The sequence below is a fragment of the Leifsonia sp. NPDC056824 genome (assembly GCF_042789575.1).
Classification (GTDB): domain Bacteria; phylum Actinomycetota; class Actinomycetes; order Actinomycetales; family Microbacteriaceae; genus Leifsonia.
The window spans coordinates 800,825-818,461 of sequence record NZ_JBHUAV010000001.1 but is presented as its reverse complement, the minus strand read 5'-3'; the positions used below and the strand labels follow the sequence as shown (position 1 = coordinate 818,461).

Annotated in this window: 16 protein-coding genes; 5 read left to right on the top strand and 11 right to left on the bottom strand. The window is 69.7% G+C overall.

Annotation, left to right across the window (positions count from 1 at the left end; translation table 11 throughout):
- Positions 1 to 8: 8 nt before the first annotated feature.
- Positions 9 to 395, top strand: a complete 387-nt coding sequence (locus ACFRFH_RS04025; RefSeq protein ID WP_382461720.1) for a TfoX/Sxy family protein — start codon at positions 9 to 11, stop codon at positions 393 to 395.
- Positions 396 to 477: 82 nt separating this feature from the next.
- On the opposite strand, the gene ilvD is transcribed toward ACFRFH_RS04025, so the two are convergent.
- Positions 478 to 2,343 carry a dihydroxy-acid dehydratase gene (ilvD, locus tag ACFRFH_RS04020; protein ID WP_382461719.1) on the bottom strand — a complete coding sequence of 622 codons (1,866 nt, stop codon included), beginning with the start codon at positions 2,341 to 2,343 and terminating at the stop codon, positions 478 to 480.
- 68 nt (positions 2,344 to 2,411) lie between these two features.
- On the opposite strand from ilvD, the gene ACFRFH_RS04015 reads away from it, so the two are divergent.
- Positions 2,412 to 3,215 (top strand): helix-turn-helix transcriptional regulator, encoded by an 804-nt coding sequence (locus ACFRFH_RS04015; RefSeq protein WP_382462726.1) that lies wholly within the window; start codon positions 2,412 to 2,414, stop codon positions 3,213 to 3,215.
- 77 nt (positions 3,216 to 3,292) lie between these two features.
- Here the strand turns inward: ACFRFH_RS04015 and purQ are convergent, their stop codons facing one another.
- The 6 genes from purQ to kynA are packed head-to-tail and all read right to left on the bottom strand — an operon-like array spanning position 3,293 to position 8,403.
- Positions 3,293 to 3,991: a phosphoribosylformylglycinamidine synthase subunit PurQ gene (gene purQ / locus ACFRFH_RS04010; protein WP_382461718.1), complete on the bottom strand. Its 699-nt coding sequence runs from the start codon at positions 3,989 to 3,991 to the stop codon at positions 3,293 to 3,295.
- The gene (gene purS, locus ACFRFH_RS04005; RefSeq protein ID WP_382461717.1) at positions 3,991 to 4,248 is read right to left on the bottom strand and encodes a phosphoribosylformylglycinamidine synthase subunit PurS; all 258 of its coding nucleotides are present in this window, start codon (positions 4,246 to 4,248) and stop codon (positions 3,991 to 3,993) included. Before purS ends, purQ begins: the two co-directional genes overlap by 1 nt.
- Positions 4,249 to 4,290: 42 nt before the next feature.
- On the bottom strand, positions 4,291 to 5,148 hold the full coding sequence (locus ACFRFH_RS04000) for a PaaX family transcriptional regulator C-terminal domain-containing protein (RefSeq protein ID WP_382461716.1): 858 nt from the start codon (positions 5,146 to 5,148) through the stop codon (positions 4,291 to 4,293).
- On the bottom strand, positions 5,145 to 6,473 hold the full coding sequence (locus tag ACFRFH_RS03995; RefSeq protein ID WP_382461715.1) for a kynureninase: 1,329 nt from the start codon (positions 6,471 to 6,473) through the stop codon (positions 5,145 to 5,147). Before ACFRFH_RS03995 ends, ACFRFH_RS04000 begins: the two co-directional genes overlap by 4 nt.
- Positions 6,470 to 7,546, bottom strand: a complete 1,077-nt coding sequence (locus ACFRFH_RS03990) for a hypothetical protein (protein WP_382461714.1) — start codon at positions 7,544 to 7,546, stop codon at positions 6,470 to 6,472. Before ACFRFH_RS03990 ends, ACFRFH_RS03995 begins: the two co-directional genes overlap by 4 nt.
- Positions 7,543 to 8,403 (bottom strand): tryptophan 2,3-dioxygenase, encoded by an 861-nt coding sequence (gene kynA, locus ACFRFH_RS03985; RefSeq protein ID WP_382461713.1) that lies wholly within the window; start codon positions 8,401 to 8,403, stop codon positions 7,543 to 7,545. The genes ACFRFH_RS03990 and kynA overlap by 4 nt, the downstream gene beginning before the upstream one ends.
- Before the next feature lie 167 nt (positions 8,404 to 8,570).
- On the opposite strand from kynA, the gene ACFRFH_RS03980 reads away from it, so the two are divergent.
- From ACFRFH_RS03980 to ACFRFH_RS03970, 3 genes are all read left to right on the top strand, one after another.
- A complete protein-coding gene (locus ACFRFH_RS03980; protein WP_382461712.1) occupies positions 8,571 to 9,728 on the top strand; it encodes a TIGR03364 family FAD-dependent oxidoreductase in 1,158 nt (385 codons plus the stop codon).
- 79 nt (positions 9,729 to 9,807) lie between these two features.
- The gene (locus tag ACFRFH_RS03975) at positions 9,808 to 10,848 is read left to right on the top strand and encodes a phosphonatase-like hydrolase (protein WP_382461711.1); all 1,041 of its coding nucleotides are present in this window, start codon (positions 9,808 to 9,810) and stop codon (positions 10,846 to 10,848) included.
- A gap of 11 nt (positions 10,849 to 10,859) precedes the next feature.
- Positions 10,860 to 12,008: an alcohol dehydrogenase catalytic domain-containing protein gene (locus ACFRFH_RS03970; RefSeq protein ID WP_382461710.1), complete on the top strand. Its 1,149-nt coding sequence runs from the start codon at positions 10,860 to 10,862 to the stop codon at positions 12,006 to 12,008.
- A 155-nt stretch (positions 12,009 to 12,163) separates the two neighbouring features.
- Here ACFRFH_RS03970 and ACFRFH_RS03965 read toward each other — a convergent pair whose 3' ends face one another.
- From ACFRFH_RS03965 to ACFRFH_RS03950, 4 genes are all read right to left on the bottom strand, one after another.
- The gene (locus tag ACFRFH_RS03965; protein ID WP_382461709.1) at positions 12,164 to 13,459 is read right to left on the bottom strand and encodes a M16 family metallopeptidase; all 1,296 of its coding nucleotides are present in this window, start codon (positions 13,457 to 13,459) and stop codon (positions 12,164 to 12,166) included.
- A gap of 70 nt (positions 13,460 to 13,529) precedes the next feature.
- Complete coding sequence (locus ACFRFH_RS03960) at positions 13,530 to 14,786, bottom strand: M16 family metallopeptidase (RefSeq protein WP_382461708.1); 1,257 nt, start codon at positions 14,784 to 14,786, stop codon at positions 13,530 to 13,532.
- Positions 14,786 to 15,775 carry an LLM class flavin-dependent oxidoreductase gene (locus tag ACFRFH_RS03955; RefSeq protein ID WP_382461707.1) on the bottom strand — a complete coding sequence of 330 codons (990 nt, stop codon included), beginning with the start codon at positions 15,773 to 15,775 and terminating at the stop codon, positions 14,786 to 14,788. The genes ACFRFH_RS03960 and ACFRFH_RS03955 overlap by 1 nt, the downstream gene beginning before the upstream one ends.
- On the bottom strand, positions 15,772 to 17,559 hold the full coding sequence (locus ACFRFH_RS03950; RefSeq protein ID WP_382461706.1) for an ABC transporter ATP-binding protein: 1,788 nt from the start codon (positions 17,557 to 17,559) through the stop codon (positions 15,772 to 15,774). The genes ACFRFH_RS03955 and ACFRFH_RS03950 overlap by 4 nt, the downstream gene beginning before the upstream one ends.
- Between the last annotated feature and the right edge of the window lie 78 nt (positions 17,560 to 17,637).

Below are 17,637 nucleotides of genomic sequence, written 5' to 3'. Positions count from 1 at the left end.
TCACGACCATGCAGATCCCACGACCGTCGCAGGAGACGATGGAGCTGTTCCGCTCGGTGGTGCCGGACGCTCCCGGCGTCGAGGTGAAGCCGATGTTCGCCAACCTGGGCGCGTTCGTGAACGGCAACATGTTCGCCGGGCTCTTCGGCGAGAGCGTCGGTGTGCGCGTGCCCGACGACGCCGTGCGGGAGGAGCTGCAAGCGATCGACGGGACCGGGCCGTACGGGCCGGCCGAGCGCCCGATGGGCGGCTACGTGTCGCTCCCCGACGCCTGGCGCGACGACCCCGACCTCCTCCGCGAGTGGATCGGCGTCGCCCTGGAGCAGGTCGGCCGGATGCCGCCGAAGGAGAAGAAGCCGCGCAAGGCCCCGAAGCCCCGCGCCCCGAAGGACTGACCGCGATCGAAGGGCACGTAAACGCCCCTAAAACGCGGTTTTAGGGGCGTTTACGTGCCCTTCGGCGGCCGGCGGCCGGCGGCTAGGCGGTCGGGACCGCCGCGCGGGTGAGCTGGTCGACGTCGCGGGCCGCGCCCTGGTCAGCGGACAGCGTCATCGCGGCGTACGCCCGCAGCGCGGCAGACACGGGGCGCTCCCGGTCCAGCGGACGGAATCCCCGGCCCGAGGCCAGCGCCTCCCGCCGCGCGTCGAGTTCGGCGTCCGACACCTCCAGTCGGATGCTGCGCGCCGCGACGTCGATCGTGATCGTGTCGCCGTCCTCCACCAGCGCGATCGCGCCGCCGGCCGCCGCCTCGGGCGAGACGTGCCCGATCGAGAGACCGGAGGTCCCGCCGGAGAACCGGCCGTCCGTGATCAGCGCGCACTTCGCCCCGAGGCCGCGGCCCTTCAGGAACGACGTCGGGTACAGCATCTCCTGCATCCCGGGGCCGCCGCGCGGACCCTCGTAACGCACGACCACCACGTCCCCGGCCTGCACGCGCTTGGTCAGGATGGCGTCGACGGCCTCCTCCTGCGACTCGACCACCACGGCCGGGCCGGAGAAGACCAGGATGCTCGGGTCGACGCCCGCGGTCTTCACTACCGAGCCGTCGGGAGCGAGGTTGCCGCGCAGGATGGCGAGGCCGCCGTCCGCCGAGTACGCGTGGGCGACATCCCGGATGACACCGGTCGCGCCGTCGGTGTCGAGGGACTCCCACCGCTCCGACTGCGACGACGCCTGCGCCGACCGCACCCCGCCCGGGGCCGCGTGGAAGAGCTCGATCGCCTCGGGCGTGGCCGATCCGCCGCGGATGTCCCAGTCCGCCAGCCACGCCTCCAGCGACGCCGCGTGGATGCTGTGCACCCCGCGGTCGAGGAGACCGGCGCGGTCGAGCTCGCCGAGCAGCGCGGGGACGCCGCCCGCCCGGTGCACGTCCTCCACCAGGGCCGCCCCGTTGGGCGCGACCTTGCTGAGGCACGGAACGCGGCGGGACAGCCGGTCGATGTCGCCGAGGTCGTAGTCGATCCCGCCTTCGCGGGCGGCCGCGAGCAGATGGAGGATCGTGTTGGTCGAGCCGCCCATCGCGATGTCGAGCGCCATCGCGTTGCCGAAGGCCTCCCTGGTCGCGATCGAGCGCGGCAGCGCCGACTCGTCCTCGCCGTCGTAGTACCGGTGCGCGAGTTCGACGGCCGTCGCGCCCGCCTTCTCGTAGAGCGCCCGGCGGGCGGTGTGGGTGGCCAGCGTCGAGCCGTTGCCCGGGAGGCCGAGGCCGAGCGCCTCCACCAGGAAGTTCATCGAGTTCGCGGTGAACATGCCCGAGCACGAGCCGCACGTCGGGCAGGCGGCCTCCTCGACCCGGAGCAGGTCCTCGTCGGACACCGCGTCGTTCGCGGAGTCGGCCATCGCGGAGATGAGGTCGAGCTTGCGGACCGTGCCGTCCACGAGCACCGTGCGCCCGCCCTCCATCGGGCCGCCGGAGACGAACACGGTCGGGATGTTCAGGCGCAGCGCGGCCAGCAGCATCCCCGGCGTGATCTTGTCGCAGTTGGAGACGCAGACCAGCGCGTCCGCGCAGTGGGCGTTCACCATGTACTCGACGGAGTCGGCGATCAGCTCGCGCGAGGGGAGCGAGTACAGCATCCCGCCGTGGCCCATCGCGATGCCGTCATCCACCGCGATCGTGTTGAACTCACGCGGGATGCCGCCCGCGGCCTGCACGGCCTGCGACACGATGCGGCCGACCGGCTGGAGGTGGGTGTGGCCCGGCACGAACTCGGTGAAGCTGTTCGCGACGGCGACGATCGGCTTGCCGAAGTCCTCGCGGGCGACGCCGGCGGCGCGCAGCAGTGCGCGGGCGCCGGCCATGTTGCGGCCGTGGGTGACAGTGCGGGAGCGGAGAACGGGCATGCTCCCATCGTGCGGGCGCTGCCCCCCGGCCGGAAGGCGGCGTCACTACTAGTAGTGGGAGCACTAGTATCGTCGGCGTGACCGAACAGGACGACCGCCGCGGCGAGCTGGGACGCTTCCTGCGCAGCCGCCGCGAGCAGGCCCCGCGCGCGGAGTACGGCCTCCCGCCCGTCGGACGGTCGCGCGACCTCGGGCTGCGCCGTGAGGAGGTCGCCTACCTGTCCGGCGTGAGCGTCACCTGGTACACCTGGCTGGAGCAGGGCAGGCAGATCAACCCGTCCCGCTCGGTGCTCGATGCGGTCGCCCGCACGCTGCGGCTCACGCCGCCCGAGCACGAGTACCTGCTGTCGCTCGCCGGCTTCGGCTTCCCGTCGCTCGTGCCGTCGCGTCCGGTGGAGGATGCGCCCGCGCACGTCCAGCGCCTCCTCGACGCGCTCGGCGCGAACCCGGCGTTCGCGCTCGCTCCCGACTGGGGCATCGCGGGCTGGAACGCAGCGTACGCCGACCTGTATCCCAACGTGGCGCGGGTGGCGCGCGAGGACCGCAACCTGCTCTGGCTGGTCTTCACCGACCCCGCGGTGCGCGAGCTGCTGCCGGACTGGGAGGAGACCAGCGCGCGCTTCCTCGCGGAGTTCCGGGCCGAGACGGGCACGCGCGCCGGCGACCCGGCCGTCCGCGCGCTGGTCGAGCGGCTACGGGAGGCCAGCCCCGCGTTCCGTGCCGCGTGGGAGCGCTACGACATCCGCGGCTTCGCCTCACGCGAGCGCCGCTTCCGCCACCCGCGCCGAGGCGCCGTCACCCTCGAGCACCACCAACTCACCCCCACCGACCACCCCGACCTCCGCCTGGTCGTCTACACCGCCCTCGGCTAACCAGCCATCAATTCCGGAGTTGTGTACGCCGAAACACGGCGTGTCGCGTACAGAAGTCCGGAAGAGATTGCGGCGGGCTACGCGTCTACGAGGGTGGAGCGGATGACGGACGTGAAGAAGGTGAGGCCGTCGACGCCGGAGCGCATGGCGGCGGCGGTGTCGGGGCCGAATCCGGCCTCGACCGCGTGCTCGGGGTGCGGCATCAGGCCGACCACGTTGCCGCGCTCGTTGCGGACGCCCGCGATGTCGTCCAGCGAGCCGTTCGGGTTCACGCCGGTGTATCGGAAGACGACGAGGCCCTCGCCCTCCAGCCGCTTCAGCTCCTCGGCGGAGGCGATGAAGCCGCCCTCGCCGTTCTTCAGCGGGATGACGATCTCCTGGCCCTGCTCGAACCCGTTGGTCCACGGGGTGTCCGCGTTCTCGACCACCAGGTGCTGGTCGCGGCGGATGAAGTTGCCGTGGTCGTTGCGGATGAGTCCGCCCGCGACGAGGTGCGCCTCGGCGAGCATCTGGAAGCCGTTGCAGATGCCGAGCACCGGCATCCCCTTGCCCGCCGCGTCCACGACCTCGGTCATGATCGGCGAGAGGGAGGCGATGGCGCCGCAGCGCAGGTAGTCGCCGTAGCTGAACCCGCCCGGAAGGACGAGCGCGTCGACACCCTGCAGGTCGTGGTCGCCGTGCCAGAGCGCGACCGGCTCGGCGCCGGCGATGCGGACGGCGCGCAGCGCGTCCCGGTCGTCCAGCGAGCCGGGGAAGGTGATGACGCCGATGCGCATCAGGCGTCCTCGCCCGGGTAGTGGATGCCCACCACGTCCTCGATGACCGAGTTGGAGAGGATCTCGCCCGCGATCTCGGCGACCGCGGCCTTCACCTCGTCGTCGATCGGGCCGTCGACGGTCAGCTCGAACCGCTTGCCGACGCGGACTCCCGAGAACTGGCCTTTGCCGATCCGCCCGAGGGCGCCGGCGACAGCTTTGCCCTGCGGGTCGAGCAGCTCAGCCTTGGGCATGACTTCCACAACGATCGTCGACAAAGGGTGATCTCCGCTCCACTCGCGCATCCGGGCACAGCGATTCTACCGTGGGGCGGAGGCGCCTCGGTCCGCCCGGGCGGTCACCCCCGCGAAGGCGAGCGCGCGGCCGGCGAGCTCGGCGTGGAGGCGCGCGAACAGGGCGGCGGAGGCGGCGCCCGGCCAGTCGGCGGGGAGGGCCGCGGCGGGAAGGCCGGGGTCGCGGTACGGGATGACGCGCCACTCGTCGAGGAGGCGGACCCACAGGGCGAACGCGTCGCGGTCGTCGGCCGGGGCCGTCGCGGACCTGAAGCGCGCGAGGAAGGCCTCGTGGAGGGCGCGGAGGGCGGGGAGGTCGTACCAGCGGGCGAGGGCGGACGGCAGGTCGGCGGCGGACGGGGTGCCGGCGAGGTGCGAGCCGGTGAACAGGTCGGCGCCGAAGGCGTGCGCGACCTCCGCCAGCTCGGTCTCCAGGGCGTCCGGCCCGATCCACAGGCCGTCGGCGACCGTCCCGCAGCCGAGCGCGGCGAGCGTCCGCCGCAGCCGGTGGCGCTGCGAGCGCTGACGCTCGGGGAACGAGAACGACACCAGGCACCAGGAGGCCGGCGCGGCGCGCTCGCCGAAGATGCGCGCGTCCCCGCGCTCCAGCATCGACACCGCGGCCGGGTCGAGCGCGTAGCCGGCGACCCCGTCGCGCGGCGCGCGGACCAGCACGCCCCGCGCGCACAGCCGGGCCAGGCTGGAGCGCGCGGTCGCGGCCGGGATCCCGAGCGCGGCCATCAGCTCCACCGCTCCGGCGGCGCTCATCCAGCCGCCGAGCGGCCGCAGGGTGCTGCCGACGACCGTGCGTAGCATGGCGGTGGCGGAGCCGCTGCTGGCTTCGAGGTCCTCCCGCACCTCCCGCACCTCCACCGGGCCGCTCATTCCGTGATCAGCTCGCCCAGCACATCCCGCACCGCCGCCAGCCCGACTGCGACCTCCTCGAAGCTCGTGCTCAGCGGTGACAGCCCGATCCGGAGGCCGTCCGGGTCGCGGTAGTCCGGGATGACGTCGCGCTCCCACAGCCGCGCCGTGACCTCCCGCATCGCCGGGTGACTGAGGGTGACGTGGCCGCCGCGCTGCGACGGGTCGCGCGGGCTCGCGAGGGTGACGCCGAGCGGCGTCAGCCAGGTGTCGGCGAGCCGGACGGCGAACGACGTGAGCGCGACCGACTTCGCGCGCACCGCGTCGATCCCGCACTCCCCGATCATCGCGACCGTGTCCTGCAGGGCGAGCATCCCGACGATCGGCGGCGTGCCGGAGATGAAGCGGCGGAGGCCGTCGGCCGGCAGGTACTCAGGCCCCATCAGGAAGACGTCGCGCACGCCCATCCAGCCCTGGATCGGCTGAACGAGCCAGCGCTGGAGGCGGCTGTTCACGTAACCGAACGCGGGCGATCCCGGGCCGCCGTTCAAGTACTTGTAGGTGCAGCCGACGGCCAGGTCCGCGTCCCACTCGTCGAGTTCGACGGGCACGGAGCCGGCGGAGTGGCAGAGGTCCCACAGCACGAGCGCTCCGGCGTCGTGGACGATGCGCGTGATCGTGCGCGCATCGGCGAGGAATCCGGAGCGGTACGCGACGTGGCTGAGCACGACGAGCGCCGTGCGCGGTCCGACCGCCGCCGCGACCTGCTCGGGAGTCACGCCGGACTCGGTGTCGGCCTCGATCCAGACCAGCGTGAGTCCGCGCTCGCGGGCGATGCCGTCGAGCACGTAGCGGTCGGTCGGGAAGTTGTCGGTGTCGAGGACGATCTCGCTGCGCTCGGGCAGGGAGTCGACGGCGGCGCGCGCCAGTTTGTAGAGGAGCACGGTCGTGGAGTCGCCGATGAACGCCTGGCCGGGCGCGGCGCCGAGCGCGGTCTCGCCGAGCGTGTCGCCGATGCGGAACGGCAGCTCCATCCACTCCTCGTCCCAGCCGCGGATCAGCCGTCCGCCCCAGCCGTCCACGAGGAACCGCTGGATGCGCTCGACGCTCGCCCGGACGGGCCGCCCGAGGGAGTTGCCGTCGAAGTACGCGACGACAGGGGAGGCCGTGCCGGCGCCGGCGGTCGCGACGCCCACGAACCGATCGCGGTAGTGGGCGAGCGGGTCGGCCGCGTCGAGGGCGCGGGCGGCGGCGAGGGGATCGCCGGCGAGGGTGTCGGCGTCGGCCGCCGCGACCTCGTCGTCGATCGGGTCGTAGGCGAACAGGTCGTCGGGGATGTCGGTCATGGGGTGTCCTGTCCAAGCGGTCGGGAGGGGAGGGTGAGGAGGTCGGGGACGCGCACGCCGCGGGCGGTCGCGAGCCAGGCCGGCAGGTCGCGGTCGTCGGCGGGAGGCGGGCTGGCGATCCAGGCGACGCGGGGGCCGAGGGCGGCCGCCGGCTCGCCCGCGAGCGTGCGCACGAGCGTGTCGCCGGTCAGCCCGGCCTCCTGCAACGCGGCGAGTTCGCGGGCGTTCACGCCGACGGGGAGGTTGCCGTTGCCGAGGTCGGTGCCGTACAGCACGCGTCCGCCGGCGCCGATGAAGCGGCGGAGGTTGTCGACGGCGATGCGGTAGTGCTCGGTCGGCGTGCCCCAGCCGTGGATGTCCAGGGTGCTGATCCACGTCATCCCGCGGCGGACGGCCTCCGCGACGAGCGCGTCGTCGAGCCGCTCGGTGAACGGGGTGTGCGCGAGCTGGTCGACACCGGCCGCCACCGCGCGGGCGGTCTGGCCCGGGCCCTGGACGTGCGCGACGACGGGGAGGCCGGCGGCGTGGGATTCCTCCACAACTGCGGCCAGCGTCGGGTTGTCCACTGTTTCCCCCGCATCGCTGTTGAGGGCGACCTTGATGCGGGAGGCTCCCACCATGACTTGTCTCCGCACCGCTTCCGCGGCCTCGCGCGGGCCGCCGACCTCCGCCGCAGCGCCCTCCGGCGCCCAGCCGGACGCCACCGGGTAGCCGCCGGGGGCGGTGATCAGCGCGCCCGCGATCGCGACGTCCGGTCGGTCGTCGGAGTCGGGAAGCCACGAGGCCGCGACGTCCGGTACCCAGCCGAGGTCGACGGCGTGCGTGATGCCGCCGGCGAAGAGTGCGGCCGGGTCGGAGAGGCCGAGGTGCGTGTGGTGGTCGGTCAGCGACGGGAAGAGAGTGCCGCTCAGCGGGAGGTGTTGGCCCGCGCTGGGGAGGGCCGGGTCCGAATCGGCGGCCGCGGGCACGAGACGCTCGCCGTCGACGCGGAACGTCGCACTGCCTTCGAAGCCCGCGCCGCCCCAGACGGCGTCCACCTGGATGGCGCGTGCCTGAGGGCGGGCGTCGCTCACTCCGGCGCCCCGATCTCCGTCCGCACGGCGAACAGCTCGGGGAAGAAGGTCAGGTCCAGCGGCTTCTGCAGGAAGCTGACACCGGTGGACCCTCCGGTGCCGGTCTTCATGCCGATGGTGCGCTGCACGGTCTTGAGGTGGCGGAAGCGCCAGAGCTGGAAGTTGTCCTCCAGGTCCACGAACTCCTCGCACGCCTCGTACTCGCTCCAGTGCTCCGAGGCGTGTTCGTAGATGTCGCGGAACACCGGGACCAGCTCCGGGCTGAACACATGGGCCTCCGTCACGTCCCGGTCGAGCACCGCCTGCGGCACGGCATGCCCGGCGCGCGCCAGGTAGCGCAGGAACTCGTCGTACACGCTCGGCGCCTCGAGCAGCTCGGTGAGCAGCGCGAGCGCGCCGGGGTCGTCGCGGAAGACCGACAGCATCCGCCGGTTCTTGTTGCCGAGGACGAACTCCACCGCGCGGTACTGGTACGACTGGAACCCCGACGAGTTGCCGAGGAAGCCGCGGAACTGGGCGTACTCGGTCGGCGTGAGCGTCGCCAGCACCGACCACTGCTCCGTCAGCGTCTTCTGGATGTGCTTCACGCGCGCGATCCGCTTGAGGGCCGGCTGCAGCTCGTCGGCGCGCAGCAGATCGCGCGCCGACTGCAGCTCGTGCAGCACGAGCTTGAGCCAGAGCTCGGTGGTCTGGTGCTGGATGATGAACAGCAGCTCGTCGTGATGCTCCGGCACGCTCACCGGTTTCTGGGCGCTGAGCAGGGTACCGAGGTCGAGGTACGACCCGTACGACATGCGCTCGCGGAAGTCCGTGACGATGTCCGGATCGAACTCGCGCGTGTTCTGGTTCGACGTCATGTTGCGATTCTGCGCCGATCGTCACGGAAGTGCAACAGGCGCGCCCGCCGCGGCGCGCGGCACGCGGACGTTCGCTGTCGTTCACCGCCCGGTTACCTGGAGTTGCCGCCTCCGTCGTCGCCGCCTTCTACGTTCGTGCAGGGACTTCCTGCGGACGGGAGACGGGAATGGGCAGGCACTACGACCTCGCGATCGTCGGCGGAGGCATCGTCGGGCTGGGGCATGCGGTGGCGGCGCTGCGGCGCGGGCTGACCGTGGCCGTGGTGGATCGCGCCTCCAGCGTGGAGGGATCATCGGTCCGTGGCTTCGGCCACCTGTGCATCACCGGCCAGGAGGGCGAGGCGAGGGCGTACGCGGAGCTCGGTCGCGAGCTCTGGCTGACGCTCGCCGTGGAGGCCGGATTCTGGCTCGGCGAGGCCGGCACCGTCGTCGTCGCCCAGGCGCAGGACGAGCTGGCCGTGCTGGAGGAGTTCCGCACCACGCGCGGTGGCCACGATGTGCGGATGCTGACCCCGGCCGCCGTGCGCGAACGCGTCCCCGTCGCCGACGGCGTCGCGGTCGGGGGCGCGTTCTTCCCCGCCGACCTCCAGGTCGACCCGCGGGAGGCCGCACCGGCGATCGCGCGCTGGCTCGACGCGCACGGCGTCGACTTCTTCTGGCAGACCACCGTGACCGGCGTCGAGACGGGCCGGGTGCACACGTCGCGGGGCCGGGTGTCCGCCGACGCCGTCGTGGTCGCCGTCGATCACGAGGTGGATCGGCTGTTCCCCGGTATCGCGGAGGCGCACGGCATCCAGCGCTCCGGGCTCGACATGCTGCTCGTGGAGGCCGACTTCGACCGGCCGCTGACGGCGCCGGTGCTGACCGGACGATCCCTCACACGGGCCTCCGGGTTCGCGCACGTCCCCGGTGTCGACGCGCTCCGGGAGCGGCTCGCCGCCGAGCGGCCGGACCTCCTCGCGTTCGACATCGACCAGGTGTTCGCGCAGCGGCTGGACGGCTCCGTCCTGCTCGGAGCGGCCAGGCGGAGCGGCGACGACGTCCCGCCGTTCCAGTCGGAGACCGCGTTCGAACTGCTGCTGGACGGCGCGCGGGCGCTGTTCGGCCTCGGCCGGGTGCGCGTGGTCGAGCGCTGGCAGGGCGTCCACGCGTCCGCCGCCGACGACTTCCTCGTGTCGTCCCCCGCGCCGTCCGTGCGCGTCGTCTCGGTGACCTCCGGCATCGGGATGACCACCGGGCTCGGCCTCGCCGACCGCGTGGTGGACGAGCTGTTCGCCACCGCGCCGGGAGTGCTGACCGCGGCCGGGGCCGCACGCACGCGCTGACCACCCGACACCACTCACCGCCCGACACCATTGACCGCCCCTGCCGACCACCGAAGCTCCGCACAGAAAGGCACCGACCATGTCTCCTGAAGGTCTCATCACGAGCGAATTCGACGACGCCGCCATCATCGACACCGAGGTCGACGCGGCCGCGGTCGTTGCCGTCGACGCCGACGACCCCGACGCCATCGACCACGACGAGCTAGCGGACCTCGAGCTCGTCGTGCTCGACCTCGCGGGCACCACCGTCGTGGACGACGGCCTGGTCGAGCACGCGTTCCTCCGGGCCGTCGACGCAGCAGGGCTCGCCGTCACCGACGACGAGCAGCGCCGGGCGTGGGCGTTCGTTCGCGACACGATGGGTCAGCCGAAGCTCGCCGTCTTCCGCGCGCTCACCGACGACGAGGACCAGGCGGAGCACGCCAACGCCGTCTTCGAGTCCGCCTACGCCGAGCTCGCCGCCGACCAGGGCCTCCGCCCGGTGCCCGGCGCCGAGGACCTCATCCGCCGCCTCCAGTCGCTCGGCGTGGCCGTCGTGCTCACCACCGGCTTCTCCCGCACGACGCAGGACGCGGTGCTCGCCGCCCTCGGCTGGCGCGACCTGGCCGACCTCACGCTGAGTGCGTCGGACGCTCGCCGCGGACGCCCGTACCCCGACCTGCCGCTCACGGCGCTGCTGCGCACCGGAGCGTCGAGCGTGGAGGGCATGGTCGTCGTTGGCGACACCGCGAGCGACATCGTCTCCGGCCTCTCCGCCGGCGCGGGCCTCGTCGTCGGAGTGCTGACCGGCGCCCACGACGAGGAGACCCTCACCGCCGCCGGCGCGGACGCGGTCATCGCCAGCGTCGCCGACCTGGCCGAGCTGCTCGGCCTGGACGAGCTGGAGCGCGCCGACGAGCTCGACGACGAGTTCGACGACCTGGACGAGCTGGACTTCGACGACGACCCCGACGGCGAGCCGGACGACCGGGACGCTCGGGACGAGGACGACGAGGACGACCTGGACGACCTGGCCGACGCGGCCGACCAGGACGACCGCGACGCGACCTCCCCAATCCCCGCCGCCCCGAAGGCTGCCCTGCGTGCCGTCGACCGGCCGGAGGGGCAGACCCGCCGGTGACGATCAAGGCAGTGACCCCACGCGTCGTCGCGCCGCCGGCGAGCCTGGGGATGGGGGTGAGCGTGTATCCGTCGGCGACCGCGATGGTGTGGCAGGGCGTCGGCCACCGGCACGAGGCCGTGGCCGTCCCCGGCGTGCGGCTGGCTCCGGGCGACGCGCTCGTGGAGGTCGAGCTGGCGACGGTGTGCGGTTCGGACATCCACACGGCGCTGGGCCACCGCCTGGCGCCCACGCCGCTGGTGCTCGGTCATGAGCAGGTCGGCCGGGTCGTCGCGCTCGGCCGCGGCGGAGCGAAGACGACCGACGGGCACCGCGTGGCGCTCGGAGAACGCGTCGTGTGGTCGGTCGCCGTGCCGTGCGGCCGCTGCGCGCGCTGCCGCCGCGGCCTCCCGCAGCGCTGCGTCAACCTGCAGAAGTACGGTCACGAGCGCATGCGTCGCGGCTGGGAGCTGTCGGGCGGTTTCGCGACCCACGCTCACCTGCTCGACGGCACCTCGATCGTGGTGGCGCCGGAGGAGCTCCCCGCCGCCGTGCTCGCGCCCGCGTCCTGCACGACCGCGACCGTCGCCGCCGCCCTGGAGGCCGCGGCCGCGATCGTCCCCCTCGACGGCGCGCTCGTGCTGATCACCGGCGCCGGGATGCTCGGCCTGACCGCGTCGGCCATGGCGACGGAGGCCGGCGCGAAGGTCGTCGTCAGCGACCCGATCCCCGAGCGCCGGGAGGCCGCCCGGCTGTTCGGCGCCGCCGCCGTCGCCGACCCGCGAGCCGCTCCGGACTCCCGCTCCGGCCTGCCGGCGGCCCTGGCGAAGGCCGGCGGGCGGCAGTCCGCGCCCACGATCGCCCTCGACTTCTCCGGCAACCCGTCGGCCGTGCGGTCGCTGCTGCCCGTGGTCGACGTCGGCGGCGTCCTGGTCCTGGCCGGCTCGCTCTCGGACGGCCCCGAGCTGCCGCTCGTGCCGGAGCAGCTCGTCCGGCGCCTCCTCACCGTCCGCGGCGTCCACAACTACGCACCGCGGCACCTGGAGCAGGCGGTGCGCTTCCTGGCGGAGGCGGGCACGACGTACCCCTTCGCGGAGCAGGTCGGCGCCGTGTTCCCGCTCGCGGAGGTGGATGCCGCGCTGGCGGCGACCGGCTACCCGCGCGTGGCGGTGCGGCCGTAACGGCGCCACATCGAAGGTGGTCACAACGCCTCGGGTCATGACTTGTTCAGGTTGGACACGCGCGCATCGGGCGATGGAGTCGATGACCTCATGGATTGCCTCTAGAAACGCGGACTCGTCTCGGCGTTGTCTCCTGATCCGCATTTGCGGATTCTTCACTCGATTTCATCGACCAGCTCAAAGCCATGCCGTGCCGCCAAATCAGCTCCGACCGCGTCAAATGACTGGGCCGAACCGACGATGGTCAGACTCGGTCTCGCGACTGCGTGCTGGTCTGTGAATGCCTTCGACATCTCATCGACGCCAACGCGCTGGACTGCCTCGTGGTGGTCGTCGACCCAGGAAACGGGGAGCCCGTTGGCTAACGCACGAACGATATTCGCGCTCAGCCAGCGTGGTGACGAGGCATTGTGAGTCGCTCGGCCAATCAGCACGCTCACCGCTCTTTCATGATCGGAAGCGGAGAAACCGGCCCGGGCGACCTCCTCCATAACAGCGAAATAGTCGCCGACGATCCCGCGCGCCCCGGTGTGAGACGAAGCAGATGCGGAGAAGCTGAAGAGTCCCGACATCCCGAAGGACGCGAACTGTGCCGTCGCGCCATAGGTGTGACCATGCTTCTCCCTCATCTCGGCGTTGAGTATCCCTCCCGTTCCGCTCGCGAGGGCTGCCGCCGCGAGTTGAAGGGCTGGCCACTCGGTCGAGGTCATCGTTGGAGACCGATGCGCTACAAGGATGTCGAGCTGCTTCGACGTTGGCTCGTTCACATTCGAAAGCCGGCGCCCTAGCAGCATCGGGTCTGTGCTGTCCAAGAGAGGTTCCCCACCAGCATTCGATGTCTGGGCTGCTGGGGACGCGTCCGCGCCACGTTGATCGGCCCGCTGCGAGGCGAGGTCTCCGACGATGACGACGACGAGATTGTCCGGCTGGAGGACGTGGCGAGAATGCGCCCGTACGACGTCGGGGTCGATCCCCTCAACGCTGCTGCTGTCGCCCGAGCTCGGCTTGGCGAATCTCGAGGCTGCGCCGAAAAGCAGACCCTGAACATGTGAGCGCGCTCTTGTGCCTGGGAATCGTGCTTCGGTCACGACCCGCTGTTTCGCAACCTGGAGCGCGCGAAGCGACGACATCGACGTGAAGTCCGGGCGCGCGACGGCGTCGAAGATCAGGTCGAGTGCTTCATCGAGAAACGGAAGAGCCACTTGGATGTCCACGAAGGACCCCGCATAGTCGGGGACAACGACCGCGCGTGCGGGCAGCGCCTCAAGCTCATCGATGAGTCGGCTGCGACCGTTTCGGGCCGTCCCGAGCATCTCGAGAACTAGCGGATTAATCCCCCATCGCTCGCGGGCTTCACCTATGGCGGGGGAGGTAGACAACACGACGACCGATGCCATGAACTGCCCGGGAACGTCGCAGGTGACGACGCGAACACCGTCAACGGTCGCCACTGCACCGATGTGGTGCCGCTGCCAGGGTGGAAGCTCGCCTGCTTGGGGTCGAGGAATCGCGATCATGATCTCAGGCCGCCACGTCGACGGTCAGACTGTCGAACGCGAACAGTTCCGTGAGACGCCCCGGCGTGGTTCTCGAGTTGGGGAGAAACCCTTCCGTCAAGGAGGCCGTCGTGTCCCCGTTGACTGCTACAAGCTCGCTCAACACTTCGGCTCGGTGACGCAGATCTGAAAGCCTGGCGAGATGATCGGCCGTGCGGCGGCGAACGGCGCTCGCCCACTCCTGTTCCGCAAGCCCCGCAGCGCAGGCCGAGCTAAAAGCGTCGCGAGCGCGGTCAGCGAAGCCCTGAATCGAACGTGAATCCGTCGATCGGATGAACACGAATCCGACGCTGTAGGAGCGATGAAGGGGGATGTCTGACACCGACACATCATGATCGCCAGTCGGCGACAGATCGAGGTGCCGTCCGAACGGGCCGGTTTTCTGCCTACCAATCGCATCGAGCGCTGCGGCTGCCTGCGCGTAACGGCTCGACGGCGATGAAGGGAGCTTGATCGCGAGCCCGGCTATGACCGGGGTTTTCGAAGTCGGAACTAATTCGGCGGCGTGAACCACTCCATCCCTGAGACCGTCGATCGTGGATTTTGGCGGGTTCTGCACCGCCGCGAAGTAGCGTTCGATCAATGCGAATCCTTCGTCCGCCCTCACGGCGCCCACGAGGGTGACGACCGCGTTTTGCGGTACATGATGACGATCCGCGAACGCGTGGACGTCATCGATCGTCAGCGTTTCGAGGGCGTCGACATCTCCGATGGCGTTGTGGCCGTAGTTAGCCTGTGAAGGGGCCAGCCTCCCCACGAGACGGTCGAAGAGGCGAGCTTCCGGCTTCCTGGCTCGCTGTGCCGCCTCCTGCCGGATCACTGCAAGCTGGTCCCGAAGGCTCTCGGGCGGAGTACCACGCAGACGCGAATGCATTCGGTCTGCCTCGAGCCAGAGCGCCAGTTCCAGCGAGGCGCGCGGCACACTCATGAAGAACGACGTTCTATCGAATCCTGTTGTCGCGTTGGGCGAACCCCCAGCGCGGTTGATCAGTTCAGTGAATTCGCCACGTTCTGTTCGTTCGGTCCCTTGGAACATCAAGTGTTCGATGAAGTGCGCGATCCCGAACCTACCCAGCGGTTCATCGCGCGACCCAACCTTGTACCAGACATTGATCGAGACGACTGTGGCAGCAGGATCGGGCGCCACAACCATGCTCAAACCGTTATCGAGGCGGCGATGCATGAACGGCACCCTCTCCGCGATGAGGTTCTCGAGTTGCATCAGCCGACTCGGCTCCCTGCGGAAGAGAGCAGGTCGTCGATATCGTGCAGCGCCGCCGCCTGACCTTGGGTCTCGAAGACGCCCGCGGGGCTGAGTACGACCTCGTCGACCCCCGAGGCAAAGTAATCGTCGACCGTGGCCCACACCGTATCGGCGTCACCGAAAGCGAACACGCCGCGGTGACGTAGCTCACCCGCCAACGCGTTCGGGGCCTTGTCGATGACGTCCATCCCCGCAAGTCGGAGCATCTCCGCGTAGTGCGGCAGCGAGACATGGAGCCCTATTGCTGCGTTCAATTGATGAACCGCGGTGCGGCCCGGTCGCGCAAGAGCAAAGGGAACGATCGCCACGGTCCTCGCCCGTCTCCCGGCCTTGCTCATTTCCTCGATCAGGACGTTCTGAATGTACGTGGGCGGAGCGAGCCACGTCGTTATCAGGTCCGCAGATCGTCCAGCCGCCCGGGCGGCTGCGGGGCGAAGCACGCCGGCGCCGACTTCAACGACCGGCTGAACGCTGTTCGAGGCAATTGGATTGAGTGCAGCGTCGATTTGGAAGTATTCGCCGTCGAGCGTCGCATGGCCGCTCTCGAGCAGAGAGCGAACTACCGACACGTACTCTTCGAGTGCGCGGGCCGGCCGACCATAGGCGCGGCCGGTGAGGCTTGCCACCGCAGATGGAGTTGCGGTGCCGAACGATGCCGACACGGGAGCGCCCGTGAGCTGAGCCAGTGTGCGAAGCTGAAGGGCGGCATGGTACGGCGAACTCAACGGAGTCAGCGCGACGCCCAAGCCCAGCGGAAGAGAGAAGCCACTTCCAGCTAGGTGCGCGAGGGCCATGAGCGTGTCGAGGGAGAACGACTGCCCCAACCACAAAGTGTGCGCTGCGCCCGGACCCACGCGCCGTGCGAATTCCTCAACCGATGACATGGATTCGGGTTGTTTGGGCAACATGATGGACACCCGTTGTGATGATTCGATCTCAGGAGTCACGGTGAGGACTCATCTCCCTTCAGGGGTGCAATCAGCTGACGCTCTGCGAGATTCCTGTAGACGTGGCTCGACTTCAGGAGCTCGGTGTGAGTTCCTTTGTTCTCTGTTCGCCCGTCGTGCAGTAGGACTATTTGGTCGGAGTCGGCGACAGTGGCCAGGCGATGAGCGATGATCAAAACGGTCCGTTGTCCCTTGCCGCTGCGAAGAAGTTCTTGGAGGGCCTCCTCGGTCACGGAATCCAGACTCGACGTGGGCTCGTCGAGGAGGAGCACTTCCGGATCCGCCAAGAGCACCCTTGCCCAGGCAAGTCGCTGGCGTTGACCGCCTGAGAGCATCACACCCTGCTCACCGACCAAAGTGTCCAGGCCATCCGGAGCATTCGAGATGAACTCATCGAGTCTCACCGAGGCAAGGGCGGCCAACATCTGTGCGCGTGTCGCATCTGGCTTCCCGATTCGAAGGTTGTCGGCGACCGACCCTGCTAGAGCGGGAGCATCCTGCTCGATGTATCCGATTCGGGCGCGAAGTTGATCCCGTGGCAAGGCGCGGACGTCGACTCCGTCGAGCGCGATCCGCCCGTCGTCGACTTCGTAGAACCTCTCGATCAGGCCCATCAATGTACTTTTTCCCGCGCCGGAGAGCCCGACGATCGCGTTCTGGGTTCCTCGCTCGACCGAGAAACTCACGCGCTCCAAGACACGCGACTCAGCGGTATAGCCGAACCCGACGCGATCAAACTCCAGAAATCGACTGCCGCGGCCGTCATGGATGACAGCGACATCGCCGTCTGATGACTCATCTTCTTCAGGCAGCCGCTCGATCTCCGCGACGCGGTCGAGCGCGGCCATCGCGAGTTGCAGTTCAGCGACTGTCCCGAGCACCTGAGCCACAGGCTGCAGGAACAGGAAGAGATACAGGATGAACGTGACCAGCTCACCTATCTCGAGCTGCCCTGAGGCGACACGCAGCCCCCCGACGGTGACCACGATGAGAAAGCAGCCCTGAATGAAGAGCGAGAGTGCCGGCCGAATGAGAGCATTCAACCTGACGGTACGAAGCCCGCGCTGATAGACCGACTCAATCCGATCGTTCAGGGATGCGAGCTCTTGGGCGGTGGCTCCGGAGGCCCGCACAGTTCGAACACCCCCGATCGCCCGGTCGATTTCGCTGGCCAGCCCACCGATCCCGCTCTGGACATCGCGGTTCGCGATCCGCAACCGTTTCGAGATCAGGACGCTGGCCACGGTCCCAAGCGTGACGGAGAGCGCCACCGCGCCGTAGAGAGTCGTGTCAATGCTGAGCATGAACGCGGACGCGGCGATGAACATGATGCCGGCGGAGAACAGCTCGAGTAACCCCGAAGTGACCACCGATCGAAGCATTGTCGAGTCCGAGGTCACCCGAGCGATGAGATCGGCGCGCTGACGGACGTCATATTCGCGAATCGACAGGATCAAGAGCTTGCGGACGAGACCGCGCCTCACGGTCTTGACGAAACGTTCGGCCGACCCTTGGAGAAAGAGGGTCTGCAGCCCGGAGAAGATAGCCTCCCCGACCGTAATGAGAAGCAGCGCGGCAACCAAGGCCGCTACGGGTCCGCCGCTCGGGATGGACGTGACTACTTGCTGAACGAAGAGCGGCTGCACGATCTGTGCCCCTGTCGCCAGCAAGGAAAAGACCGCACCAGCGATCAACGTCCCTCGCGTGCCCGCGGAATAAGGAATGAAGTCCCGTAAGCGAGCCTTTTGATTCGACTTCGCTAGCCGGGGGTTGCGCTGGCTCATCGATGACCTCCCCCGAAGATTGCGCAAGATGTTTCTTATTACATAATAGACGAACAGTGGTCATGCCTGTTATGTTCA